Annotated in this window: 28 protein-coding genes; 14 read left to right on the forward strand and 14 right to left on the reverse strand. The window is 62.9% G+C overall.

All coding sequences use genetic code 11. The annotated features are described in order from the left end of the window. Nucleotides 1-17 precede the first annotated feature (17 nt). Genes QUV21_RS05440 through QUV21_RS05450 form a run of 3 tightly spaced genes read right to left on the reverse strand, consistent with a single transcriptional unit; the run spans nt 18 to nt 2,782 of the window. Nucleotides 18-992: a DctP family TRAP transporter solute-binding subunit gene (locus QUV21_RS05440; protein WP_300853615.1), complete on the reverse strand. Its 975-nt coding sequence runs from the start codon at nt 990-992 to the stop codon at nt 18-20. Nucleotides 993-1,016: 24 nt separating this feature from the next. Continuing rightward, nucleotides 1,017-2,297, reverse strand: coding sequence for a TRAP transporter large permease subunit (locus tag QUV21_RS05445; protein ID WP_300853616.1), 1,281 nt, complete (start codon nt 2,295-2,297; stop codon nt 1,017-1,019). Next, on the reverse strand, nt 2,294-2,782 hold the full coding sequence (locus tag QUV21_RS05450) for a TRAP transporter small permease (RefSeq protein WP_300853617.1): 489 nt from the start codon (nt 2,780-2,782) through the stop codon (nt 2,294-2,296). The genes QUV21_RS05445 and QUV21_RS05450 overlap by 4 nt, the downstream gene beginning before the upstream one ends. A gap of 104 nt (nt 2,783-2,886) precedes the next feature. Here QUV21_RS05450 and QUV21_RS05455 point away from each other — a divergent pair, with 104 nt between their 5' ends. Beyond that, a complete protein-coding gene (locus tag QUV21_RS05455; RefSeq protein WP_300853618.1) occupies nt 2,887-3,939 on the forward strand; it encodes a LacI family DNA-binding transcriptional regulator in 1,053 nt (350 codons plus the stop codon). Between the two features lie 36 nt (nt 3,940-3,975). Here the strand turns inward: QUV21_RS05455 and QUV21_RS05460 are convergent, their stop codons facing one another. Then, nucleotides 3,976-4,668, reverse strand: coding sequence for an alpha/beta hydrolase (locus QUV21_RS05460; protein WP_300853619.1), 693 nt, complete (start codon nt 4,666-4,668; stop codon nt 3,976-3,978). Nucleotides 4,669-4,759: 91 nt separating this feature from the next. Here QUV21_RS05460 and QUV21_RS05465 point away from each other — a divergent pair, with 91 nt between their 5' ends. From QUV21_RS05465 to QUV21_RS05475, 3 genes are read left to right on the forward strand one after another with little or no spacing between them, the layout of a single operon-like run. Further along, complete coding sequence (locus QUV21_RS05465; protein WP_300853620.1) at nt 4,760-5,254, forward strand: NUDIX hydrolase; 495 nt, start codon at nt 4,760-4,762, stop codon at nt 5,252-5,254. Next, a complete protein-coding gene (locus tag QUV21_RS05470) occupies nt 5,251-5,751 on the forward strand; it encodes a GreA/GreB family elongation factor (protein ID WP_300853621.1) in 501 nt (166 codons plus the stop codon). The genes QUV21_RS05465 and QUV21_RS05470 overlap by 4 nt, the downstream gene beginning before the upstream one ends. After that, nucleotides 5,738-6,220 carry a GNAT family N-acetyltransferase gene (locus QUV21_RS05475; RefSeq protein ID WP_300853622.1) on the forward strand — a complete coding sequence of 161 codons (483 nt, stop codon included), beginning with the start codon at nt 5,738-5,740 and terminating at the stop codon, nt 6,218-6,220. Before QUV21_RS05470 ends, QUV21_RS05475 begins: the two co-directional genes overlap by 14 nt. On the opposite strand, the gene QUV21_RS05480 is transcribed toward QUV21_RS05475, so the two are convergent. The 3 genes from QUV21_RS05480 to groES form a co-directional block, all read right to left on the reverse strand. Next, nucleotides 6,196-7,044, reverse strand: a complete 849-nt coding sequence (locus QUV21_RS05480; protein ID WP_300853623.1) for a DMT family transporter — start codon at nt 7,042-7,044, stop codon at nt 6,196-6,198. The two genes, QUV21_RS05475 and QUV21_RS05480, sit on opposite strands and share 25 nt — an antisense overlap. 126 nt (nt 7,045-7,170) lie before the next feature. After that, nucleotides 7,171-8,814, reverse strand: a complete 1,644-nt coding sequence (gene groL, locus QUV21_RS05485; RefSeq protein ID WP_300853624.1) for a chaperonin GroEL — start codon at nt 8,812-8,814, stop codon at nt 7,171-7,173. A gap of 39 nt (nt 8,815-8,853) precedes the next feature. Beyond that, nucleotides 8,854-9,141, reverse strand: coding sequence for a co-chaperone GroES (groES, locus tag QUV21_RS05490; protein ID WP_300853625.1), 288 nt, complete (start codon nt 9,139-9,141; stop codon nt 8,854-8,856). Between the two features lie 193 nt (nt 9,142-9,334). On the opposite strand from groES, the gene QUV21_RS05495 reads away from it, so the two are divergent. Then, nucleotides 9,335-10,357 (forward strand): TraB/GumN family protein, encoded by a 1,023-nt coding sequence (locus QUV21_RS05495; protein WP_300853626.1) that lies wholly within the window; start codon nt 9,335-9,337, stop codon nt 10,355-10,357. After that, complete coding sequence (locus tag QUV21_RS05500; protein ID WP_300853627.1) at nt 10,354-11,106, forward strand: MBL fold metallo-hydrolase; 753 nt, start codon at nt 10,354-10,356, stop codon at nt 11,104-11,106. The genes QUV21_RS05495 and QUV21_RS05500 overlap by 4 nt, the downstream gene beginning before the upstream one ends. A 66-nt stretch (nt 11,107-11,172) precedes the next feature. Here QUV21_RS05500 and QUV21_RS05505 read toward each other — a convergent pair whose 3' ends face one another. Next, nucleotides 11,173-11,334 (reverse strand): hypothetical protein, encoded by a 162-nt coding sequence (locus QUV21_RS05505; RefSeq protein WP_300853628.1) that lies wholly within the window; start codon nt 11,332-11,334, stop codon nt 11,173-11,175. Nucleotides 11,335-11,621: 287 nt separating this feature from the next. Between QUV21_RS05505 and QUV21_RS05510 the strand changes: the two genes are divergently transcribed. From QUV21_RS05510 to QUV21_RS05545, 8 genes are all read left to right on the forward strand, one after another. After that, nucleotides 11,622-12,539 (forward strand): manganese-dependent inorganic pyrophosphatase, encoded by a 918-nt coding sequence (locus QUV21_RS05510; protein WP_300853629.1) that lies wholly within the window; start codon nt 11,622-11,624, stop codon nt 12,537-12,539. A gap of 108 nt (nt 12,540-12,647) precedes the next feature. Next, a complete protein-coding gene (locus tag QUV21_RS05515; protein ID WP_300853630.1) occupies nt 12,648-13,538 on the forward strand; it encodes a TIGR01459 family HAD-type hydrolase in 891 nt (296 codons plus the stop codon). A 121-nt stretch (nt 13,539-13,659) separates the two neighbouring features. Beyond that, nucleotides 13,660-14,103: a MaoC family dehydratase gene (locus QUV21_RS05520; protein WP_300853631.1), complete on the forward strand. Its 444-nt coding sequence runs from the start codon at nt 13,660-13,662 to the stop codon at nt 14,101-14,103. A 27-nt stretch (nt 14,104-14,130) separates the two neighbouring features. Then, complete coding sequence (locus QUV21_RS05525) at nt 14,131-15,054, forward strand: bifunctional riboflavin kinase/FAD synthetase (protein WP_300853632.1); 924 nt, start codon at nt 14,131-14,133, stop codon at nt 15,052-15,054. Nucleotides 15,055-15,093: 39 nt separating this feature from the next. After that, on the forward strand, nt 15,094-15,546 hold the full coding sequence (locus tag QUV21_RS05530; protein ID WP_300853633.1) for a YcgN family cysteine cluster protein: 453 nt from the start codon (nt 15,094-15,096) through the stop codon (nt 15,544-15,546). Beyond that, the gene (locus QUV21_RS05535) at nt 15,546-16,568 is read left to right on the forward strand and encodes a low specificity L-threonine aldolase (RefSeq protein ID WP_300853634.1); all 1,023 of its coding nucleotides are present in this window, start codon (nt 15,546-15,548) and stop codon (nt 16,566-16,568) included. The genes QUV21_RS05530 and QUV21_RS05535 overlap by 1 nt, the downstream gene beginning before the upstream one ends. A gap of 117 nt (nt 16,569-16,685) precedes the next feature. Then, entirely contained in the window at nt 16,686-17,705 is a 1,020-nt protein-coding gene (locus QUV21_RS05540) for a ribose-phosphate pyrophosphokinase (RefSeq protein WP_300853635.1), read from the forward strand. Nucleotides 17,706-17,793: 88 nt separating this feature from the next. Further along, nucleotides 17,794-18,858, forward strand: a complete 1,065-nt coding sequence (locus QUV21_RS05545) for a phosphatase PAP2 family protein (protein ID WP_300853636.1) — start codon at nt 17,794-17,796, stop codon at nt 18,856-18,858. Nucleotides 18,859-18,972: 114 nt separating this feature from the next. On the opposite strand, the gene QUV21_RS05550 is transcribed toward QUV21_RS05545, so the two are convergent. The 6 genes from QUV21_RS05550 to QUV21_RS05575 form a co-directional block, all read right to left on the reverse strand. Beyond that, entirely contained in the window at nt 18,973-19,365 is a 393-nt protein-coding gene (locus tag QUV21_RS05550; RefSeq protein ID WP_300853637.1) for a F0F1 ATP synthase subunit epsilon, read from the reverse strand. Nucleotides 19,366-19,374: 9 nt separating this feature from the next. Then, on the reverse strand, nt 19,375-20,817 hold the full coding sequence (atpD, locus tag QUV21_RS05555; protein WP_300853638.1) for a F0F1 ATP synthase subunit beta: 1,443 nt from the start codon (nt 20,815-20,817) through the stop codon (nt 19,375-19,377). 17 nt (nt 20,818-20,834) lie between these two features. After that, nucleotides 20,835-21,701 (reverse strand): F0F1 ATP synthase subunit gamma, encoded by an 867-nt coding sequence (locus QUV21_RS05560; protein WP_300853639.1) that lies wholly within the window; start codon nt 21,699-21,701, stop codon nt 20,835-20,837. Between the two features lie 22 nt (nt 21,702-21,723). Further along, nucleotides 21,724-23,262 (reverse strand): F0F1 ATP synthase subunit alpha, encoded by a 1,539-nt coding sequence (atpA, locus tag QUV21_RS05565; RefSeq protein ID WP_300853640.1) that lies wholly within the window; start codon nt 23,260-23,262, stop codon nt 21,724-21,726. Next, entirely contained in the window at nt 23,262-23,822 is a 561-nt protein-coding gene (locus QUV21_RS05570) for a F0F1 ATP synthase subunit delta (RefSeq protein ID WP_300853641.1), read from the reverse strand. Before QUV21_RS05570 ends, atpA begins: the two co-directional genes overlap by 1 nt. Nucleotides 23,823-24,056: 234 nt before the next feature. Beyond that, complete coding sequence (locus QUV21_RS05575) at nt 24,057-24,812, reverse strand: methyltransferase domain-containing protein (RefSeq protein ID WP_300853642.1); 756 nt, start codon at nt 24,810-24,812, stop codon at nt 24,057-24,059. Between the last annotated feature and the right edge of the window lie 42 nt (nt 24,813-24,854).

The raw sequence follows: 24,854 nt of genomic DNA on the forward strand, positions 1-24,854 counted from the left end.
CGCAATGGCCGGGCAGATTACTGCTGCGCCGCCATGATGGCGTTGACCACCACATCGCCATTTTCAGCGATGAAGCCATCCCAGACCGATTTCACCGCCGCCTGGAATGCGGCTGCGTCGACATCGGTGTTCACTTCCATGCCGGCGGCCTTCAGCTCGTCGATCATGCCGGCCTCTTTTTCCTGCACCGCCTTGCGCTGCATCGCGATGGCTTCGGCGGCCACTTCAAGGACGACCTTCTGCTCATCGGCGGTCAGGCCGTTGAACTTGGCGTCGTTCATCACCAGAGCCAGCGCCGAATAAGCGTGCTGGGTCAGGCTCAGATACTTCTGCACCTCGTTGAACTTGAAGGACACGACGATGCCGATCGGATGGTCCTGCGCATCGACGACGCCGGTTTCAAGCGCAGTGTAAAGCTCGGCCACCGGCAGCTGCAACGGGTTGGCACCAAGGGCGGCGAACATGTCGTTCAGCGCCTTGGAGTTGTTGACCCGCATGTTCAGCCCGGCAAGGTCAGCCGGCGTGCGCAGCGGACCACGGTTGTTGGTCATGTTCCGGTAGCCGTTTTCCGGAAAGCCCAGAACCTTCAGCCCGTGCTGGGTGAACTCGGCCGACAGGCCCTGCCCGATCTCGCCATCGAGCACCGCATAGGCGGTTTCGCGGGTCGGGAACATGAAGGGCAGTTCCAGCGCGCCGGCCTGCGGCACAAGGCCGGTAAAGTTGTTCAGGCCGGACATGGCGATGTCGATGATGCCCGACCGCGCGCCGTCGATCATGGCCGCGTCATTGCCAAGCTGGCCCTGCGGGAAGATCGTGACGGTAACAGACCCGCCCGTCCGCGCCTCGACCTGTTCCTTGAAGAACAGCGACAGCGTCTGTTGCAGGTCGGTGTCGGGGGCTGCGTGGGCCAGTTTCAGCTCGGTCTGGGCCTGTGCCGACAGCGCGGCAAAGGCGAAGGCCGATGCAAGGCCAAGGGTTTTCAGTAGTTTCATGGTGTAGTCCTCCCTTTGGATATATCAGCCGCCAAGAACCTTGGCGGGTACGGTGATCAGTTCTGGAAAGATGATGAACAGGACAAGCAGCGCCACATAGGCTGCAAGGAATGGCGTGATGCCCCGGACAGCAACGCTCATCTGCACCTTGCCGACGCCGCAGATGACGTTCAGCACGGTGCCAACGGGCGGGGTCAGAAGGCCGATCGAACAGTTCATCACGAACATCAGGCCGAAATACACCGGGTCGATCCCCGCCATCTTCACCACTGGCATCAAAAGCGGCACCAGAATCAGGATGGTGGGCGACAGGTCCATGACCATGCCGACCGCCAGCACGATCAGCATGATGACCAGCATCAGAAGGCGCGGGCTTTCGATCAGCGGTTCCAGCAAGACTGCCAGTTGTTGCGGCAGTTGCGCCACCGTGATCAGCCATGCAGCCACCATCGCGGCGCCGACAAGGAACATGACCATCGCCGTGGCCCGCCCGGCGGCGACCAGCACCTCGAACAGCAGCGCCAGCGTCAGCGTCCGGTAGACCAGCGCCGAGACCGCGATGGCATAGACCGCCGCCACCACCGCTGCTTCGGTCGGGGTAAAGACGCCCGAGCGGATGCCACCGATGATGATGACCGGCAGCAAAAGCGCCCATACACCTTCCTTGAACGCGGAAAGCCGTTCCGCGCCGCTGGCCTTTGGCAGGGTTGCGATGTCTTCCTTGCGCATCAGCAAGGACCAGACGACCATCAGCGTGATGCCCATCATCAGCCCTGGCGCGATGCCGGCCATGAACAGCTTGGCGATAGAGATATTGCCGGCTACCCCAATCAGAATCAGCGGCAGCGACGGCGGGATGATCGGCGCGATGATCCCGCCTGATGCCAAAAGCCCAAGGCTGCGCCCCTCGGGATAGCCAGCGTTGCGCATCATCGGATAAAGGATCGACACCAGCGCCGCCGCATCGGCCACGGCCGACCCGGAAAGCCCGGCCAGCACAATCGCCGTCAGCACCGCCACATAGCCAAGGCCGCCCCGCTTATGACCAACCAGCGTCATCGCAAGGCGCACGATCCGTTCGGACAGACCGCCCTTAGACATGACCTCGCCGGCGACCAGAAAGAACGGGATCGCCAGCAGGGGAAAGCTGTCCACCCCGTTGATCAGGCCTTGCGCCAGAATGTCAGGGCTGAAGGTGCCAAGCTGAAGCATCAGGGCCATCGACGCCAGCAAAAGCGCAAATGCCACGGGCAACCCGGCCAGAATGGCTACGAACAGAACACCAAGGAACAGGACCAGCGTCATTCGTCCCGGTCCATCCGGGCGATGCCGGTCTGCATCGGGTCGATGAGCCGAACCACGGCAATCGCGGCCATCAGAACCGCTGATACCACGCCCGCCAGATAGAACAGCGCCGACGGCAGGCCGGTCAGCTGCGAGATGTTGTTCCAGTTGGACATGGTCTGGTTCAAGGCCCCGATGAACAGCATCCCCACCGCGATGATCACCACCACCCAACACAGCCGGCGAAGGGTGGGTACGGCACGCGGGAACAGCGCCTCGGAAAACTCGGCCACCGCCAGATGTTCCCCCCGGCGCAGCACCACCGCCGCCCCCAGCATGACCACCCAGACGAACCACAACCGCGCCAGTTCAACCGACTGCCGGATGCCCGATGAAAAGCCATAGCGCAGAACGACATTGGCAAAGACCAGCGCGATCATGGCCGCCAGCAGCACGGCGATCACAAGATCGACGATCGACCAAATTTGCCCGATCAGGCGCTTCATCGGTCTCCTCCTCCTCCCGGTCCCCTTCCGGTTCTGGCTCCGCGTCTTGTGCGGTCCCGTCCGTTGGGTTATCGTTAAACCAAATTGGTATCGATAACACAGCCATGAGTCAACCCCCTCTGCCCCTCCGCCCCGCAACGATTTCGGATGTGGCAAAGGCCGCCGGCGTCAGCCGGATGACGGTATCGAAGGTCTTGCGTGGCACCGGGCGGATCAGCGAACCGACACGCCGCCGGGTAACCGAAATTGCCGATGCAATGGGCTATGTGCCAAGCTCTCTTGCCGGATCCCTGTCATCGCAGACCAGCCCGCTGGTCGGCGTGCTGATCCCCTCGATCAGCGATCAGGTCTATTCCGGCGTCCTTGCCGGCATCAATGCGGTGCTGACACCGCGCGGGTATTCAAGCCTGATCGGAGAAACCTTCTTCGACCCCGAGAACGAGGCACGTCTTGTCCGCATGATGCTGTCGATGAAACCCGCCGGGCTTATTGTGACCGGCGGCCTGCCAAGGACAGAACCGACCACGCATCTCTTGCGCAAGTGCTGCCTGCGCCCGGTGCAGCTTTGGGATGGTGACAACCCCGGACCGGATGTCACGGTCGGCATTTCCCACGCAGCTGCCGGACGCGCCGCTGCGCGCATCTGCCTGGACGCGGGCTTCAGCCGCGCCTGCTATATCGGCGCCGAGTTGCAGCGCGACCTCTGCGCGGCCCGCCGCATGGACGGCTTTGTCAATGAATTACGCCGCGCGGGGGCCGAGTGCCGGGTTCTCGCCGACCGCGACCTGACCCGCACAGCACAAAGTGGCCAGCTTCTGACAGAACGCCTGCTTCGGGACGGCGATTTGCCGGACGTGATCCATTACCTGAACGATGCCATGGCGACAGGGGGGTTGCGGGCCATGTCGGCCGCCGGGGTGGCAGTGCCACAGGCGGTTTCGATCATCGGGTTCAACGGAACCTCGCTGCAACATGCCGTCCAGACACGATTGACAACCTTCGAAGCCCCGCTGCGCGACGTGGGGGAACTTGCAGCCCGCGCCGCGATCGGCAGCGTTTCCGAACGCGACGCGGCCCAGTCCGCCCTGTTGGTTCCACGAATCATCCAGGGCAACACCTTCGCCTGGGCGCAAGGATCGGCCCAGGCCACGCGCTGACCGGCAAGGCGCCATCAGCGCGCCACCCAACTCGCCTCAGCCGTGGTCAAACCGTCCATGGCGCAGAAAATACAGCGTCTGGCGCATGACGGTCGGGTTCACCATCATCCATGTATGGCTGACCGGCAGCGTCAGATGATCAGCCATCCCCTCCAGCCGGGTGCTGGCCACGGTCACTTTCCCATCATCCGGTCCGGGCAACAGATGCGACAGGATCGGGTTGATCGACCGCGTTCCCGCGATGACGCCAACCGGGTAATCCGGCGGCGGCAGCCGGTTCGGCCAGCTTTCGGGACCGGTCCCCAGTGACAGGCCCGCCGGACCGTTGACCATCTGGAACGCCTTCCAGTCGCCGAACCGGTCCACCAGTTCTGACCCGTGGTTCGGCGGGGCCAGCATCACCACGCGGCCAAGCCCCGGGGGATGCCCGCGCGACAGCCAGTCGCGGACCAGAATGCCGCCCATGGAATGCGTGACGATATGGGTCGTGCTGGCAGATGGACCGGAACAGGCCGCCGCCACCTCGGCAACCAGCGATGCAGGGTCGGCCCTCGTGGACGGATAAGCCGCATGCTTGACCGCATAGCCAGCCGCCCGCAGCGCCAGCCCCATCGCGGCCAGGGACCGCGCCGACCGCGCCAACCCATGCACAAGGATCACCCGTTCGGATGGCACATGGCCCGCAGGCCGATCAGGTGGCGCATGGTGCGGAAAGCGCAGGAATGACATGGCCGGACCATGATCCTCATTCCCCCGGTTGAAAAGGGTGGTTGTCCCTTACCTTGCGTCGCATCGGCCTGTTCCCGCGCAGGGTATCGGTATGGACAAGTCAGCCGCAACCGCGCAAGCCTGCGCCATCATGGCCCGCTTCAAACCCCGCATTGCCGCCCGCGCGCTGATCCTGCATCAGGACCGGCTGTTGTTGGTCAACGCCTATCCCAAGGCGCGGCTGGGCCTTTGGTGCGCGCCCGGCGGCGGCTGCGAGGCAGGCCAGTCCCTGCCGCAAAACCTTGCGCGCGAGGTCCATGAGGAAACCGGCCTTGCCATAACCGTCGGCGCCCCGGTTCTGGTGAACGAATTTCATGACCCCGACAGCGGCTTTCACCAGATCGACCTGTTCTTTCGCTGCACCCTGCTGGGCGGCAGCCTCTCCGCCGACTGGATCGACCCCGAAGGCGTGGTGACCGAACGCCGCTTCTTCTCGCATGCAGACCTCGCCAGCGGCACCATCCGCTTCAAGCCCGACAGCCTGCCCGCCGCCGCATGGGGCGACGCGAAAGCGCTTTATGACCCGCTGGAGGTCATTTTGAAATGAGCCGCGCCTTCGTGAACGAGGATGCAGGCAGCGACCGCCCCGACCTGCCCGAACGCCCCGTCCCGCCGGGGCCGAACATCGTAACCCCCCGCGGGCTTGCCGCGCTGCGGGGGCTGCTGGTTGTACGTCAGGCTGACCTTGCCAGCCTCCGCACCCGGGCCGACCGGCTGGACAAGCTGCCCGAGGCCGCGGCTGAACGTGATATCCGCTGGCTTGAGGCCCGGCTGAAGGCCGCCGTGGTGATCGACCCCGCCAACCATGACCTGACCGAGGCCGCCTTTGGCCTGTGCGTCACCGTCGCTGATGAAGATGGCCGCCAGACCACCTATGAAATCGTTGGCGAGGATGAGGCCGATGCAACCCTTGGCCGCATCGCGCCGCAATCTCCGCTTGCCCGCGCGCTGATGGGCGCAAGGGTAGGCGACGTGGTGACATGGCGGCGACCGGCCGGGAACCTTGATCTGGAAATCCTGAAGATAGCCCATGCAGATCCGTAGCCTCACCCCCGAAGACACCCCGCTTGTCGCCCGGTTCTACCGCGAAGCGCCCGACTACTGGCTGCTTGCCGAAGGCTCGGTCGATCCGGACCGTCAGGCGGCCGAGTTCTTCACCGACGCGCCTCCCGGCTCTGACCCGGCGCAGAGCGATCGGCTTGGCCTTTTTCTTCAAGGCCGCCTGTCGGGCGTAGCCGAACTGTCCTACGGCTTCCCAGAACCGGCAGACGCCTATCTTGGCCTGATGGTCCTTGGCCCATGGGCGCAGGGCGCGGGTCTTGGGCGGGCATTTCTGGCCCATGCCGAAACGCTTGCCCGCAGCCGTGGAGCGCCCCGGATCTGCCTTGCGGTGCTGGCGGCCAACCCGCGCGGCCGGGCCTTCTGGGAACGCGAAGGCTTCCGCGCCACCGGCCTGTCACGCACCGATGCCGACACCGGCCACACCGTTCACCGCCTTGTCAAATTGCTCTGAGCAAGGCTTGCTAACGCCACCCCCCCGAGGACGAGGATTGACGCCAGCCAGAACCGCAGCCCCGGCACCTCGGCCAACAGGGCCGCGCCCCCCAAGGCCGCAAGCACCGGAACCGAAAGCTGGGCCACCGCCGCCCGCGCCGCCCCAAGTCGCGGCAGCACCGCATACCAAAGCGCATAGCCAAGGCCCGAGGTCACCGCCCCCGATACCACCGCCAGCCAGACCCCAAGCGCCTCCGGCCGCTCAAAGCCCAGCGCCAGCCCAAGGGGCAGCACCACCGGCACCGCCAGCACGAAGTTCCACGCCGTTGCCGCCAGGGGGTCGGTCGCCCCGCGGCCCGCCAGCGAATAGATGCCCCAGCCAAGCCCGGCCAGCGCCATCAGCCCCAGCGGCAGAAGGGCAAGCCCCTCTGCCCCCGGCGCGGCAATCACCGCCAGCCCGCCCAGCGCCAGCGCAGCCCCCGCCCAGCGCCGCCCCGGCACCACTTCCCGCGAGATCAACGCCCCGGCGAACATGGTCACCTGCACCATGCCGAACAGGACAAGCGCCCCGGCCCCGGCATCCAGCCCCCGGTAGGCCAGCGAAAAGCCCACAAGATAGGCCGAAAGCCCGAAGACCCCGGCGAGCCGCCCCTGCCGTCCGGGCCATGCCAGCCCACGCCGCTGCCAAGCCACCAGCAAGGCAAGTGTCACCGCCCCGGCCAGCAGGCGCAGGGTCGCAAACTCCACCGCGCCGATGTGGCCCGGACCAACCGCCCATCGGTTCAGAACCGAATTGGCGGCGAAGGCCAGCATGGTCAAGGCGGTCAGAAGGAACAGGCGCATGGCGGCCACCTTGATCGGTAAAGTCCGGGCCGCACAAGCCATGACAGCACAAGCCCCGGCCACCAAAGAAAAAGGGCGCCCGCTTGGGGCGCCCTTCAGATCGTTCAGGCCATCTGGCCGGAATGATTACATCATTCCGTCCATGCCGCCCATGCCGCCCATGCCGCCGCCGCCAGCGTTGCCTTTCGGCTCCGGACGGTCAGCGATCATGGCTTCCGTGGTGATCAGCAGCGAGGCAACCGAGGCCGCATCTTCCAGCGCGGTGCGGGTCACCTTGGCCGGATCGATCACACCGAAAGCGAACATGTCACCATATTCTTCGGTCTGTGCGTTGAAGCCGAAGGTCACGTCGTTGGATTCGCGGATCTTGCCCGCAACGACAGCCCCGTCCACACCAGCGTTTTCAGCGATCTGGCGCAGCGGCGCTTCCAGCGCGCGGCGCACGATGGCGATACCGGCGTTCTGGTCGCTGTTCGCACCGGTCAGGCCTTCAAGCACCTTGCCAGCCTGGATCAAGGCAACACCGCCACCAACGACGATACCTTCCTGAACCGCAGCGCGGGTCGCGTTCAGCGCGTCATCAACGCGGTCCTTGCGCTCTTTGACTTCGACTTCGGTCATGCCACCAACGCGGATGACGGCAACGCCACCAGCCAGCTTGGCCACACGCTCTTGCAGCTTTTCACGGTCGTAGTCCGAGGTGGTTTCCTCGATCTGCGCGCGGATCTGGCCAACGCGGGCTTCGATCTCGGCCTTGTCGCCCGCGCCGTCGATGATCGTGGTGTCATCTTTCTTGATCATGACCTTCTTGGCACGACCCAGCATGTCCAGCGTGACATTTTCCAGCTTCATGCCGAGGTCATCGGAGATCACCTGACCACCGGTCAGAATGGCGATGTCCTGCAGCATGGCCTTGCGACGGTCGCCAAAGCCCGGAGCCTTGACGGCAGCGATCTTCAGGCCGCCACGCAGCTTGTTGACGACCAGCGTGGCCAGAGCCTCGCCTTCGACGTCTTCGGCAACGATGATCAGCGGACGCTGCGACTGGATCACGGCTTCCAGCAAGGGAACCATCGGCTGCAGCGACGAAAGTTTCTTCTCGTGCAGCAGGATGTAGGCGTCTTCCAGATCCGCAACCATCTTGTCGGCGTTGGTCACGAAGTAGGGCGACAGGTAGCCACGGTCGAACTGCATGCCTTCGACGACGGTGGTTTCCGTCTCAAGGCCCTTGTTTTCTTCGACGGTGATCACACCCTCGTTGCCGACCTTCTGCATCGCGTCAGCGATCTGACGGCCGATTTCGGCTTCGCCGTTGGCCGAGATGGTGCCAACCTGCGCAACTTCGGCGCTGTCCTTGACGGGGCGCGAAGCGGCCTTGATTGCGGCCACAACCTTGATCACGGCCAGATCAATGCCGCGCTTCAGGTCCATCGGGTTCATGCCAGCCGCAACGGCCTTCAGGCCGTCCTTGATGATGGCTTGCGCCAGCACGGTCGCGGTGGTGGTGCCGTCACCGGCTTCGTCATTGGTGCGGGAAGCAACTTCCTTCACCATCTGCGCGCCCATGTTCTCGAACTTGTCAGCCAGTTCGATTTCCTTGGCGACCGTCACACCGTCCTTGGTGATCCGGGGCGAACCGAAGGACTTGTCGATGACCACGTTACGGCCTTTCGGGCCAAGCGTGACTTTGACAGCATCGGCGAGGATGTTCACGCCGCGCAGCATGCGGTCGCGTGCATCGGTGTCGAATTTGACGTCTTTAGCAGCCATTATGATAGCTCCTTGAATAGGTTACGGGTCAGGACAAGCTCAGGCGATGATGCCGAGGATGTCGCTTTCCTTCATGATGAGCAGGTCTTCGCCGTCGAGCTTCACTTCGGTGCCCGACCATTTGCCGAACAGGATCCGGTCGCCGGTCTTGACCGACGGTGCGATCAGCTCGCCCGAGTCCTTGCGCGCGCCCTCGCCCACGGCGACGATCTCGCCCTCGGCGGGCTTTTCCTTGGCGGTATCGGGAATGATGAGACCGCCCTTGGTCTTGTCTTCGCCTTCGATGCGGCGGACCAGCACGCGGTCATGCAATGGTTTGAAAGCCATCTGGGGTACTCCCTTGAGTTTCCAGGTTTGATCTTGATTAGCACTCAGCTTGCCCGAGTGCTAACGGATGCTGAGTTAGGCGATGCCCCACGCGGAGTCAACACCTCACCCCGCCCCTGCGCGGCCATTTCGCATTGCCTTTTCCGGATCGGCTGCCACGATGCACCAACCGCACTCAACCGATGTAGGCCCGATGCCCAGCCTCCCCCTTTGCCTTGCCAGCCCCCGCCTTTGCCTTGCCGGCCTTGCCACCGCCTTTGGCTTGCTGTCTGCCCCCGTGGCCGCCGACTGCAACGGGCGCAACCTTTTTGACGACATGCCCGCCGACCGCGTGGCCGCCATCGAAGCCGCCGCCAACGCGGTACCTTTCCCAACCGGCAACTACTGGCGCGCGACGCGTGGCGATGAGGTCATTACCCTGATCGGCACCTATCATTTTGACGATCCCCGGCATTTGCCGACACTGGATGTCATCACCCCCGAAATCACCGCCGCTGCCACGGTTCTGGTCGAAGCCGGCCCGGATGAAGAAAAGCAGCTTCTCGACCTGATCGCCCGCGACCCGTCGAAAATAATGATCACGGATGGCCCCACCCTGATCGAGCAACTGCCCCCCGATATCTGGTCAGGCCTGTCCGAAGCGCTGGCCCTGCGCGGCGTGCCGGGTTTCATGGCTGCAAAGTTCCAGCCCTGGTATGCCATTATCATGCTGGCCGTGCCGCCCTGCGCCATGGCCCGGATGGCCGACCCCAAGGGCCTTGACGGCCTTGTCATCGACACCGCCAGGGCAGCAGGCGTGCCAGTGCGCGGGCTGGAGCCCTTCGACACGGTCTTTTCGATCTTCGACAACATGACCAAGGCGGAAATGGTCGCGATGCTGCAATCCACCCTCGCCGTCGAAGACCGGGTCGAAGACTATTCCGCCACCCTTGCCGACAGTTATTTCGCCGGGGAAAACCGGCTGATCTGGGAGTTTCTGCGCTTTGTTACCTATGAAATGCCCGGCTATACCCGCGATCAGGTCGATGCCGAATATGCCCGGATGGAAGAGCTGCTGATGAACACCCGCAACCGCGGCTGGATACCAGTCCTGACTGAAGCCGCCGCGAATGGCCCCGTCTTCGCCGCCTTCGGCGCGCTCCATCTGTCGGGCGAGGCGGGTGTGCTGAACCTTCTGGCGGCCGAAGGCTACACACTGACCGAGTTGCCGCTGTGATCCTCCCCCCATTCCTGCCGGGCCGCCTGACCCGCCTGACCGTCCTTGACCTTGGCCTCTTTGACGTGCGCGGTGGCGAACGTATCATCGGCATCCCCGCCTACCTTCTGGAAACCGACCATGGCGCGCGCATCTTGATCGACACCGGCTTTCCACCCGCCTATGCCACCGATCCCGGCATTGCCGACCGGGACGGCCTGCCCGTCTTTGGCCGCCTTGTGAACTTTGGCCCAGAGCAGACCGCCGCAGGCGCGCTTGGGCTTCTGGGGCTTGCGCCCAAGGATATCGACCTGCTGATCCTCAGCCATGGCCATATCGATCATGTCGGCTCGTTGCCCCTGTTCGCCCATGCGCCCGTCGTGCTGACCGCAGTTGAACGCAGCGACCCCAAACCCCGCTACTTCGGCACCGCCCGCCCGATCGACTGGCCCGACGCCACTTATCACCTGATCGACGCCGAAACGCCGGTCTGTGACGGGCTGACCCTGATCCCCACGCCCGGCCATACCCTTGGCCACCTGTCAGCCATCCTTGATCTGCCCGAAACCGGCCGCGTGATCCTTGCCATCGACGCGCTCAACCGCGCCTCGGAACCCGGCGAACACTTCGCCGATGCCGAAGACCCCAAGGCAGCCCAAGCCTCGGCTGATCGCCTTCTGGCGCTTGGCGGGCCGGACGCGCTGCTGATCTACGGCCACGAACCATCGCAATGGCCGACCCTGCGCAAAGCGCCGGCCTTTTACGCCTGACGCCAGCCCCCGGCCCCCGCCGAAAGGGGGCCGGGGGTGGGGGCCAGACAGCCCCCCCGCACCGGCTCAGCGATGCCCGCCCTTGCCCGGCACCAGCCCGCGCTTCGGCACCAGCTTCGGTCCCACAGGCCCCTTGGCCCCCTTCAGGGATGCGGGATCGAATCCCTTGGACTTCGGCAATGGCTTCAGCCCCGCCATGGCGGGTTTTCCAGTCTTCTTGGTCGGCATGTTCTGCCCCTGTCTTGAAATGGCGGTCAGCCGGGCGGCAACCCGGCACCAATCGGCCTCAGGCCAGCGCGCGCTTGTCCATTGTCAGGGTGCTCCTTTGGCGAAGGGCTTCAATCCGGGGCGAGCGGCCCCTGTTCATGGCCCCATTCGGGGCGTCAGACGGTCAGTTCCATGCCACGAATACTCCTCTGCCAAGGTTGCGATCATGCCACATTCGCCCCCGCGTGACAATCACCCCCCCTTCGCCTATACCGCGCCCGAAACCGCCACCCAAAGGTATTCTTCCCATGACCACGCTTGTCTTCGGCCACAAATCCCCCGACACCGATTCCACCGGCTCGCCCATCATCTGGGCCTGGTATCTCAATGAAACCGGCACCCCGGCGAAACCCGTTCTGCTGGGCGAACCCAATACCGAAGCCGCCTTCGTGCTGCGTCACTGGAGTCTGGAAAAACCCGAGATCATCACCGACGTCACCGCCGACGACAAGGTCGTGATCGTCGACACCAACAACCCCGCCGAACTGCCCCCCTCGATCAACGACGCGAAGATTCAAGCCATCATCGACCATCACCTGCTGGTCGGCGGCATCAAGACGAAGAACCCGATCGACATCACCATCCGCCCGCTGGCCTGCACCGCCACCATCATGCATGACCTGATGGGCGACACGCTGGCCAAGGCCCCGAAAGCCATCAAGGGCGCGATGCTGTCCTGCATCGTTTCCGACACGCTGGAATTCCGCTCGCCCACCACCACACCGCATGACCGCGCCGTCGCTGAAAAGCTGGCCGCCGATCTGGGTGTTTCGATCAACGACCTCGCGACGAAGATGTTCGAGGCAAAATCCGATGTCTCCGCCTTCTCTGACGCGGAACTCCTGCGGATGGACAGCAAGGAATACACCGTTGCCGGCAAGGAACTGCGCGTCTCGGTCCTTGAAACCACTGCGCCGAAGGTCGTGCTTGACCGCAAGGCCAGCCTGATGGCCTCGATGGAGGGTGTGGCAAAGGAAGACGGCGCCGATCAGGTGCTGTTGTTCGTGGTCGACATCATCCGCGAAGAAGCCACCCTTCTGGTCCCCAATGATCTGGTCAAACAGATGGCCGAGGCGTCCTTCGGCTGCACCGTGACGGGTGATACGGTCGTTCTGCCCGGCATCATGAGCCGCAAGAAGCAGATCATCCCGGCGCTGAAGCTCTGATTTCAGGGCTGTTGCGGAACCTTCCGTCTCTACGCGCGTAGAGACGGAAGGAAGACGCAACGAAGACGGAAAGAAGACAGCGGATTTGCCGCCGAAAGGGTGTCCCGAATGACCGAAATCATCCGCTCGCTTGCCGACCTGAACGGCCGCCATGATGCGGTCTTCTGCGATCTCTGGGGCTGTCTGCACAATGGCAAGACGGCTTTCCCAGCGGCGGTGGCGGCCTTGCAGGGCTTTCGCCAGCGGGGCGGCAAGGTCGTGCTTCTGACCAACGCGCCGCGCCCGCAATCCAGTGTTATCAAGCAGTTGGATGGCCTTGGAGTGCCGCGTGACGCTTGGGAGATCGTGGTCACCTCGGGCGATGCGGCGCAGATGGGAATGATCTCGGGCGCGGTCGGTCGCCGCGTCCACCACATCGGCGCCCCGAAGGATGAGGTTTTCTTTACCGACTTCGCAGATGATCTGGCAACTTACGCCAAAACGCAGCCGCCCATCACCCGCGTCGCGCTGAACGAAGCCGAAGGCATCGTCTGCACTGGTCTTTTCGATGATCTGACGGAAACCCCGGAAGATTACCGCGCGGCCCTTCTTTTGGGAAAAACTCTTGGCCTGCCAATGCTTTGCGCCAATCCTGACATCGTGGTCGACATGGGCGACAAGCGGCTTTACTGCGCCGGGGCGCTGGCGCAAGCATATGAGGAAATGGGCGGAACTGCGCTTTACTTTGGCAAACCGCACCCCCCGATCTACGACCTCGCCCGTCGCCGTCTGGGCGAAATCAGCAGTCTGTCTGACCCGCAGATCCTGTGCATCGGTGACGGCATCGGCACCGATGCACAGGGCGGCATCTCGGAAGGGCTGGATACGCTGTTCATCACCGGCGGTCTTGCCGCCGAGGAATTCGGCCCGGACGTTGAAAACCCCAAGGCCGGGCTGTTGTCGGATTGGCTGAACGCCCGGCAACTGTCGCCCACATTTGCGATGGGGCGGTTGCGCTGAAATTCACCCGGTAACTTTCGTACTACATCGTTTGCATTATTGAACTTTTATTGCGCAACCAATTGCGCTGCGCTGCGGCATCTGCTACGGTTTCCCGGTCTCTGGAAGGGATTCGGTAACAATGCTGGACAACATGCCACGCGGAACAATCTGCATCGAAGACATCGAAATCGGCATGTCCCGGCATCTGCTGAAAACGGTAACCGACCGGGATATCGAACTTTTTGCCGAGGTCTCCACCGACAGGAACCCCGTCCACCTCGATGAGGCTTATGCCCAGGACACTATCTTCGAAGGCCGCATCGCCCACGGCATGCTGACCGCCGGCCTGATTTCGGCCGTCATCGGTGAACAGCTTCCCGGCCACGGCACCGTTTATCTTGGCCAATCCCTGCGCTTCATGGCCCCCGTCCGCCCCGGCGATACCGTCCGCGCCGAGGTCACCGTGACCGCGATCGACCACAGCAAACGCCGGGTGACCCTTGAAACCCAGGCCGCAGTCGGTAAAACCGTGGTCCTGAAGGGTGAAGCGCTGGTTCTGGCGCCCAGCCGCAAGTTCGACTGACGGGGCCAGACCTCGACCAAGGGCGGGATGCTACAGCATTATCAATGGCATGGGCTTGACCCGTCCACGCGTGGCGCCTCTGCCGCCATGGGCAATTTTGACGGAATCCACCGGGGCCATCAGGCCGTGATCGATCTTGCCCGTGGGCCTGCCCCCTTGGGAATCGTGACTTTCGAGCCGCACCCCCGCCAATACTTCGCCCCTGACGCCCCCGCCTTCCGCCTGATGAACGCCGAGGCGCGGGCCAACCGGCTTGCCCGGCTAGGGGTCGAGTACCTGTTTCAGCTGCCCTTTGATGACACCCTCGCCAGCCTGACGCCTGAAGGTTTCGTGAAGCAGGTGCTGTCAGACGGCCTTGGGGTCTCCCATGTCGTGGTCGGCGCGGATTTCTGCTTTGGCAAGGGGCGCAAGGGCAAGGCTGCGGACCTTGCAAGACTTTGCGCGGAAAGGGATATCCGAACCACGATCTCGCCCCTCATCACCCATGATCTGGCCGAGATTTCATCAACCAATATCCGCCGTGCGCTGACAGATGGCCGCCCGCGCGATGCCGCCGCCATGCTGGGCCACTGGCACCGCATCGAGGGTGAGGTGATCCACGGCGAAAAGCGCGGCCGTGACCTTGGCTATCCAACCGCCAACATGTCGGTTGACGGGCTGCATCTGCCGCGTTTCGGGGTCTATGCCGTGCTGGTCGATATCCTGACTGGCCCGCAAAAGGGCAGTTACCACGGTGCCGCCAGCCTTGGCGTGCGCCCGATGTTCGGGCAAAACCGGCCCAACCTTGAAAGTTTCCTCTTTGATTTCAAAGGTGATCTTTACGGCCAGCATCTTTCCGTCGCGCTGGTGGATTTCCTGCGGCCAGAGCTGAAGTTTGATGGCCTTCCCGCCCTGATCACTCAGATGGACGCAGATTGCGCGAAGGCCCGCGACATCCTTTCCAGCCTTTAGCCCCTTCCCTTTTCCGCCGCGCCACAGCACCTTGGCGCCATGGAAAAGCTGCGCCCCCGGTTCTGGGAAACCGTCCCCCTGACAAAGATGACCCCCTCGGAATGGGAGGCGCTGTGCGACGGCTGCGGCAAATGCTGCCTGAACAAGCTGGAGTATGAAGATACCGGCGAGGTGGCCTATACGCGCATCAGTTGCCGTCTGCTGGACGGCGAAAGCTGCCGCTGCATGGACTATCCCAACCGCAAGGCGCTGGTGCCGGAATGTGTGTTCCTGACGCCGAAATCCCTGCCGAAGATCGCCTATTGGATGCCGTCAACCTGCGCCTACAAGCTTTTGTTCCAGAATAAAAAGCTGCCGGACTGGCACCCTTTGCTGACCGGTGATCCCGACAGCACCCACAAGGCGGGGCAGTCGGTCCGGGGGATCACCTTGCCGGAAAGCGAAGTGCCGGAAGATGATTGGGAAGACTATCTGTTCGAGGAAAACCCCTGATGCATTTCGCCTCTGACAACACCTCGGGGGCCGCGCCCGAAATCATGGCCGCCCTCATCCGCGCGAACGATGGCTACGCCCGCTCTTACGGGGCTGATGCCGCCATGGACCGGGTGACGGCGCTGCTGCGTGATCTGTTTCAGTCGCCCGAGGCCGTGGTGCATCTGGTCGCCACCGGCACGGCGGCAAATGCGCTTGCCATTGCCAGCCATTGCCCACCTTGGGGCGCGGTTTTCTGCCACACCCACGCGCATGTCGCCGAAGATGAATGCAATGCGCCCGAGTTTTATTCAGGTGCCAAACTGGTGCTGGTGCCAGGGAATCACGGCAAGATAGCAGCGGAAACCCTTGGTCATGCCCTCGCAACAACAGGGGAAGGTGGCGTTCACGGTGTGCAGCGCGGGATGCTGACGCTGACCAACGTGACCGAGGCGGGAACCGTCTATTCCCCCAGCGAAATCAGCGCCCTGACCGCGCTTGCAAAGGCCTATGACCTGCCCTGCCATCTGGACGGCGCGCGTTTTGCCAATGCTCTGGCAGCGACCGGGGCCAGCCCGGCGGAAATGACGTGGCAGGCGGGAATTGACGTGCTGTCGCTTGGCGGGACGAAGAACGGCTGTCTGGGTGTCGAGGCTGTGGTGTTCTTCAACCCTGAAAAGGCTTGGGAATTTGAGCTTCGGCGCAAGCGGGGCGGGCATCTCTTCTCGAAGAACCGGTTCCTTTCCGCGCAGATGGAGGCTTATCTGACCGATGGCCTCTGGCTGCGGCTGGCGACCAGGGCCAATGCCATGGGGCAACGGCTTGCCGCTGGTCTGGCGGCAAAGCCGGGGGTTACCCAGGCGCATCCGGTTCAGGCAAACATGCAATTCCCGATGTGGCCCGAAGGCACTCATGCCCGGCTGGAACGCGGGGGCGCGGTCTATAACAGCATCCCCGTTGCCAAAGGGCGAGAAGCCGCCCGGCTGGTGACCAGTTGGTCCACCACCGAGGCCGACGTGGACAGTTTTCTTGCGGCGTTCTGACGTGGCAAGCCTGCAAAGGGGGTGGATTCTTCCCCAGAACCGGGCAAGCTTCGGTTTGCAATGGCCCGGCCGGGTGATAAGCGAAGGCACCGACTCCCCACCCATTTCGGAGCTGCCATGCCCGCCGTCACCGAACCGAAACTGATCGCCGGAAACGCCAATCTTTCGCTGGCGAAATCCATTGCCCGAAGAATGTCCATGCACCGGGGGATGAGCGTCAATCTGGTCGATGCCCGGGTTGAACGCTTCAACGATCAGGAAATCTTCGTCGAGGTGTTCGAGAATGTCCGGGGTGAGGACATGTACATCATCCAGTCCACCTCGAACCCGGCCAACGACAACCTGATGGAATTGCTGATCATGACCGACGCGCTGCGCCGGTCTTCGGCAAGCCGGATCACCGCTGTGATCCCTTATTTCGGCTATGCCCGGCAAGACCGCCGCGCCAAGGCCCGCACACCGATCACCGCCAAGCTGGTCGCCAACATGATCGCAGAGGCAGGGGTAGACCGTGTGCTGACGCTGGACCTGCATGCCGCGCAGATTCAGGGCTTTTTCGATATTCCGGTGGACAACCTTTACGCCAGCCCGGTCTTCGCGCTGGACATCGAGCACCAGTTCCGCGGCCAGATGAATGACATCATGGTCGTCTCACCCGACGTCGGCGGCGTTGCCCGCGCGCGCGAACTTGCCAAGCGGATCAACGCCCCCCTGGCCATCGTCGACAAGCGGCGCGAAAAGGCCGGAGAGATTGCCGGTATGACCGTTATCGGCGATGTGCGCGGCCACAAGTGCATCATCGTTGACGACATCTGCGACACAGCCGGAACCCTGTGCAAGGCAGCCGAAACGCTGATGGAGGCCGGCGCGACCGAGGTTCACAGCTACATCACCCATGGCGTCCTGTCTGGCCCGGCGGTCGAGCGGGTGCAGAACTCTGTCATGAAATCTCTGGTGATCACTGACAGCATCGAGGCGACCGACAAGGTGAAGGCGGCAAGCAACATCCGCATCGTCCCAACGGCGCCAATGTTTGCGCAGGCGATCCTGAATATCTGGGGTGGGATGTCGGTGTCGTCGCTGTTCGAGACCGATACGCTGGTTCCGATCTACGAAGGACTCTATCAGCGGAGCTAAGATGCAACGTCCCGCTTTCGTGCCTGTTCGGTCCATTTTCAGCCACAATGGCCGTTCATCACCGGGATTGTCCCGAAGGTGAGGTGTCATGAGCGGAACGGTGACGAGAACTTTTGACGCAAGCAGAGAGGTCTTTCGCCGCCATCTGCTGCTTGCGGTGCTGGTGACGCTCTATTGCCTGCTGGCTGCATGGCTTAGCCAGGCGCATGGTCTGGCGGTCAAGACAGGCACCGCTGGTGTGCTGGTCATGAACTTCCTGACCAAGGTGCCGCAGATGATCTTCTTCGTCCTGTTCTGGCGGCTGCTTTATCATACCTACATCGCCCGCGTCCCGGACCGCATGGAAGCGCTGAAGGAAGATGTCCGGCTTTTCATGTCCGATCGTGATCGGTTCGTGGGCGGCGCAATCGCCACGATCCTTATGGCGCTGTCGCTTATGGCCTTTGCACAGCTCAAATCACTGATCCCGGCGATGCAGCCTTTTGTCTGGGATGAGTATTTTGCTGAGTTGGACCGACTGCTGCACTTTGGCAGCGATCCCTACAACTTTGTTCACACTGTCTTCGGCTGGCACTATTCCCTGTCGTTCTTTACGGGAATGTACAACGTCTGGCTGTTCGTCGTCTATTTTGCCCTGTTTGGTAGCTGTTTCATGACGACCGGGTCAGTGCCGCGGATGCAATTCCTGATTGCCTTCCTGCTGATATGGGCTGTTGGGGGCAACTTTCTGGCAACCGCCTTTTCTTCGGCTGGTCCACCCTATTTTGCCTCTCTTGGTCTTGGCGACAGCTTCGCCCCATTGTTCGGACTGCTTGACGCTCATGCCGCGACAGGCGCGCTCAGTGTGGTCGAGACGCAGGACGTGCTGTGGGCCATGTATTCCGCGCCGAACAGCCTGAATACGATATCGGCTTTCCCAAGCATGCATGTGGCGTCTTCGGTCCTGATGGCGATCTTCGGGTTTCAAGTGTCGCGCTGGCTTGGCATCAGTCTGGCGGCCTTCGCCGCCTGCATCATGATCGGCTCTGTTCTGCTCGGCTGGCATTATGCCGTGGACGGTTACGCCGGGGCGCTGATCGCGGTGACGGGCTGGAAAGCGGCAGGATGTCTGGTGCGCTGGCGCAACGGGCCGTTCCCGAATGAGGTGCGCTAGGCCGCCAGATTGCGCCGGGCTGATGCTGCAAGACCCCAGGCAATAGAATGAAGACCCAAAAAGCAAAGGCCCCGACAAGCGCGGGGCCTTTGGTCTATTGCTTTTTGGCTGGTGTCAGAGACCGACCGCCTCACGCAGGGCCGCAAGATCAGAAGCGGTCTTGTCCGCCGTGTCCTTGTCAGCGGTAATCGCTGCGGCTGCGTTCACGTCGGCCACCAAGGCATCAAGCGTCGCCGAGGTCAGTTCTTCGACCGGCACCGCCTGTTCTGCCAAAACCGAAATGCCGGTGGCGGTGATCTCGGCGAAACCGCCGGTCACGACATAGGCCTTCGTCCCCTCTGCGCCGGCAACCCGAAGGACACCGGGACGCAGGGTGGTGATGGTGGGGGCATGCCCCTCCATCGCCGTCATGTCACCCATCGCGCCGGGGATCTGAACCTCGGTCGCGGGGAACGAGGCCAGCCGACGTTCCGGGCTGACGAGGTTGAATTGCACGGACCCTGCCATGGTTCCCCCTTATGCCGCTGCTGCGGCGAGTTTGGCAGCCTTGGCTTTCACTTCTTCGATGTCGCCAACCATATAGAATGCCGCTTCTGGCAGGTGGTCATATTCACCCGCAACCACGGCCTTGAACGACGCGATGGTCTTTTCCAGCGGCACCTGCACGCCGGGCGAGCCGGTGAACACCTGCGCCACGTCGAAGGGCTGGGAAAGGAAACGCTGGATCTTCCGGGCGCGGGCCACTGTCAGCTTGTCCTCCTCGGACAGTTCGTCCATCCCGAGGATGGCGATGATGTCCTGCAGCGACTTGTAACGCTGCAGCATCCCCTGCACCGAACGGGCGACGTCATAGTGTTCCTGACCAACGACCAGCGGGTCAAGGATACGGCTGGTGCTATCCAGTGGGTCAACGGCCGGGTAGATCCCAAGTTCCGAGATGGCGCGCGACAGAACGGTCGTGGCGTCAAGGTGGGCGAAGGAGGCCGCAGGTGCCGGGTCGGTAAGGTCGTCGGCCGGAACGTAGATGGCCTGAACCGAGGTGATCGAACCTGCCTTGGTCGAGGTGATGCGTTCCTGCAGCTGGCCCATGTCGGTCGCCAGCGTCGGCTGGTAGCCCACGGCCGAAGGGATACGGCCAAGCAGAGCCGACACTTCGGAACCGGCCTGAGTGAAGCGGAAGATGTTGTCGACGAAGAACAGCACGTCCGTTCCCGACTGGTCGCGGAACTGTTCCGCGATGGTCAGACCGGTCAGCGCCACACGCGCACGAGCGCCCGGCGGTTCGTTCATCTGGCCGTAGACAAGCGCCACTTTCGACTTCGACAGGTCGTCGATGTTGATAACGCCGGATTCGATGAACTCGTGATAAAGGTCGTTGCCCTCACGAGTCCGTTCACCCACGCCGGCGAACACCGAATAGCCCGAGTGGACCTTGGCGATGTTGTTGATCAGTTCCTGAATCAGAACCGTCTTGCCCACGCCTGCACCACCAAAGAGGCCGATCTTCCCGCCCTTGGAATAGGGGGCCAGAAGGTCGATGACCTTGATGCCTGTCTCAAGGATCAGCGCGTCGGTCGCCTGTTCCGAGAATGACGGCGCCGGCTGGTGGATCGCCCGCCTTTCAGTGTGGACAACCGGACCCTTTTCGTCGATCGGATCGCCGATCACGTTCAGGATGCGGCCCAGTGTGCCGTCGCCGACCGGAACCGAGATCGGCAGTCCAAGGTCAGACACCCCAGCGCCGCGCACAAGACCTTCGGTTGCATCCATGGCGATGCAACGGACGGTGTTTTCGCCAAGGTGCTGGGCCACTTCCAGAACCAGACGCTTGCCGTTGTTGTCGGTTTCCAGCGCGTTCAGGATCGCGGGAAGTGCGCCTTCGAACTGCACGTCCACGACGGCGCCGATGACCTGGGTCACCTTGCCGGCCGCGGCAGCTGCTTTCGGTGCTTTTGCCATAGTGTTTCTCCAGTTCGTCAGAGCGCTTCAGCGCCCGAGATGATTTCGATGAGTTCCTTGGTGATCGAGGCTTGACGGCTTCTGTTGTATTGAATCGTCAGCTTGTTGATCATGTCGCCCGCGTTGCGCGTCGCGTTGTCCATGGCGGACATCCGCGCGCCCTGTTCCGAGGCGCCATTTTCCAGGAGAGCGGTAAAGATCTGCGTGGCCACCGAACGCGGCAGAAGGTCGGCCAGAATAGCCTCTTCCGAGGGTTCGTAATCGTAAAGCGACGTGGCAGCGTTGCCTTCGAACTTGGCCGGGATGATCTGCTGCATGGTCGGGATCTGGGCGATGACCGACTGGAAGCGGTTGTAGAAGATCGTCACCACATCCGCTTCGTCGCCGTCAAATGCCGCCATCACCTGCCGTGCCACGCCTTGCGCATTGGCATAGCCTACGCGCTTGACATCGCTCAGGTCGACATGGCCGACAAAGGCCTGCGCCCAGTCGCGCTTCAACTGCTCGCGACCCTTCTTGCCGACGGTCATGATCTTCACCGTCTTGCCTTGGGCGACCAGTTCGGCGGCGCGCAGGCGGGCCAACTTGACGATCGACGAGTTGAAGCCGCCGCAAAGGCCGCGCTCCGACGTCATGACCACCAGAAGATGCACCTGATCCCGGCCGTTTCCGGCCAGCAATTTCGGCGCACCTTCACCAGTGCCGACACCGGCCGCGAGGGCCGACATCACCGCCGTCATCCGCTCGGCAAAAGGCCGGGCGGCTTCGGCGGCTTCTTGGGCGCGGCGCAGTTTCGCCGCGGCGACCATCTGCATCGCCTTCGTGATCTTCCGCGTGTTCTTGACGCTTCCGATCCGGTTCTTCAGGTCCTTAAGGCTGGGCATCTGCCTACTCCTTCAAGGGCGCTTATGCGAAGTCTTTGGCGAAAGCGTCGAGTTCCGCGCGGATGGCTTTTTCCAGATCACCAGCGACCTTGCGGTCATTCGCGGTGATGTCATCCAGAAGCGCCTTGCCGGCGGTGCGAAGGTGCTTGAGCAGCCCCGCCTCGAAGCGGCTGACGTCCTTGACCGCGACCTTGTCCAGATAACCGCTGGTGCCGGCGTAGATCACGCAGACGATTTCAGCGTTGGTCATCGGCGAATATTGCGCCTGCTTCATCAGTTCCGTCAGACGCGCGCCACGGTTCAGAAGCTGCTGGGTCGAGGCGTCAAGGTCGGAACCAAACTGCGCGAAGGCCGCCATCTCGCGGTACTGCGCCAGTTCCAGCTTCACCTTGCCAGCCACCGACTTCATCGCCGAGGTCTGGGCGGACGAACCAACGCGGCTGACCGAAAGACCGGTGTTCACCGCGGGACGGACGCCCTGGTAGAACAGTTCGGTTTCCAGGAAGATCTGGCCGTCGGTGATCGAGATCACGTTCGTCGGGATATACGCCGACACGTCACCCGCCTGGGTTTCGATGATCGGCAGTGCGGTCAGCGAACCCGAGCCGAAGTCAGAGTTCAGCTTGGCCGAACGCTCCAACAGGCGGGAGTGCAGGTAGAACACGTCGCCCGGATAGGCTTCACGCCCCGGCGGACGGCGCAGAAGAAGCGACATCTGACGGTAGGCAACGGCCTGCTTCGACAGGTCATCATAGATGATCAGGGCGTGGCGGCCGTTGTCGCGGAAGAATTCCGCCATCGCGGTTGCCGAATAGGGCGCAAGGAACTGCATCGGGGCCGGGTCGGAAGCGGTGGCCGCCACGACGATCGTGTAGGCAATCGCGCCGGTTTCTTCCAGCTTCTTCACCAGCTGTGCCACGGTCGAGCGCTTCTGCCCGATGGCGACATAGATGCAGTAGAGCTTCTTCGATTCGTCGTCACCAGCGGCGTCGTTATAGGCCTTCTGGTTCAGGATGGTGTCCAGCGCGACGGCGGTCTTGCCGGTCTGACGGTCACCGATGATCAGTTCGCGCTGGCCACGGCCAACCGGGATCATCGCGTCGATGGCCTTGAGGCCGGTCGCCATCGGTTCATGCACCGATTTCCGCGGGATGATGCCCGGGGCTTTCACGTCAGCCACGCGGCGTTCGGAGGACTTGATCGCCCCCTTGCCATCGATCGGGTTGCCCAGACCGTCAACGACACGGCCCAGCAGGGCTTCGCCAGCAGGCACGTCCACGATGGACTTGGTGCGCTTGACGGTGTCGCCTTCCTTGATGTCCTGGTCGGAACCGAAGATCACGATACCGACGTTGTCGACTTCGAGGTTCAGCGCCATCCCGCGGATACCGCCGGGGAATTCGACCATCTCACCGGCCTGCACGTTGTCAAGGCCGTGGACACGGGCAATCCCGTCACCGACCGACAACACGCGGCCGACTTCGGCCACTTCGGCATCCTTGCCGAAATTCTTGATCTGCTCTTTCAGGATCGCAGAGATCTCAGCAGCCTGAATTCCCATCACCCAACCTCTTTCATTGCATTTTGCAGGGCCGCGAGCTTTGCCTTGACCGATGTATCGATCATGGTCGAGCCCAGCTTGACGACAAGACCGCCAATGAGACTTTCATCGACGGTCGTTTTCAGTTTCACGGTCTTGCCAACGCGGGCCTTCAGCATTTCGGCAAGTTTCTTGGATTGTGCGGCCGAAAGCGCGCGGGCGGCGGTCACCTCGGCGGTCACCTCACCCTTTTCGACGGCAATCAGGTCGGCCAGATGCGCCACGAACTGCGGCAGAACGAAAAGGCGGCGCTTTTCGGACATCAGGGCCAAGGTATTGGCCATCACGGTGCTGACGCCAAGTTTGGCGCCGATTGCCGCGATCACATTGCCCTGATCCTCACGGCTGATCACCGGCGAGCCGATGGTGGCGCGAAGTTCGGGGCTGATCGCAAGGGCATCGGCAAGGGCGGCAACATCGGCTTCCAGCGCTTTCAGGGCGCCTTCTTCCTTGGCCAACTCGAACAAGGCCGTTGCATAGCGAGTGGCAATTCCGAGAGAGATCGAAGCCGGTTCTGACACGTCAATCCTTCCGCTGTCTCTTGGCCGCTGATCCGGTCGGATCGGGCCGCTTTGCGACATGCGCCCCGAGAGCCCTCGTGGCGTGCATGCCTGTCTGTCGGGGGCGTCCTTAGCAGAGGCTTTCCCACCCCGCAACCGGGTTGCTCACGCTTTCGTAAGCCATGCTGGCGCAAACATCGGGGCATTTCGTCGCTTGTGCTGCAATGCGGCAACATTGACGGGCGTGCAGCGCGTCTAATGCCGGTTCAGCGCCGGTTCAGGGTTGCCCTTTCCGACCCCCTCAAGAACTTTCAGCGGGCGACGGACAGCAGCGCCCAGACCGCCGCGCGTGGGGGCGTAGACCTGCTTTGACGCCTCGACCATCAGCACCCCGCCGACCAGCCACGGCATCCGGCGCCCGATCGCTTCCCAAAAGTTCGCGGTGCGTAGCCAGAACCGGGTAGAGGCAGGCGGCGCAAACAGAACCGACTGGCTGCGCTCGGGGGTAAAGCCGTGGCGCTTCAGCTGTGCTTCCAACTGCGCCACCGAATAGGGGCGACCAAAGCCGAAGGGCGTGGCATCGCTGCGCGCCCAAAGGCCGGACCGGTTCGGCACGATCACCAGCGCCCGCCCCCCCGGGCCAAGCACGCGCCCCGCTTCCTCCAACACGGCAGACGGGTTTTCGGACGTCTCCAGCCCGTGCATCAGGATCAGCCGATCCACCAGCCCGGTCGGCAGCGGCCAAGCCGTGTCTTCGCAAAGCACGCTGACATTCTCTACCCCGGCGGGCCAGGGCATCACGCCTTGCGGCCCCGGCATCAACCCGATCACCCGGCGAGAGTCGGCCAGATAGGGGCGCAAGAGCGGCACCGCAAAGCCGAAGCCCACAACCGTCTGCCCCGCCGCCGGAGCCCAGTGCTTGACCACCTGATCGCGGATCGCACGCTGCGCCACCCGGCCCAGCGCGGTTCTGTAGTAGAAGTTTCTGAGGTCGAGCACATCAAGGTGCATTGCAGCCAGTCTCTTGTCAGGCAATCCTGCCCTATCATACCC

Origin of the sequence: Tabrizicola sp., from assembly GCF_030373185.1 — a bacterium.
Lineage (GTDB): Bacteria > Pseudomonadota > Alphaproteobacteria > Rhodobacterales > Rhodobacteraceae > Tabrizicola.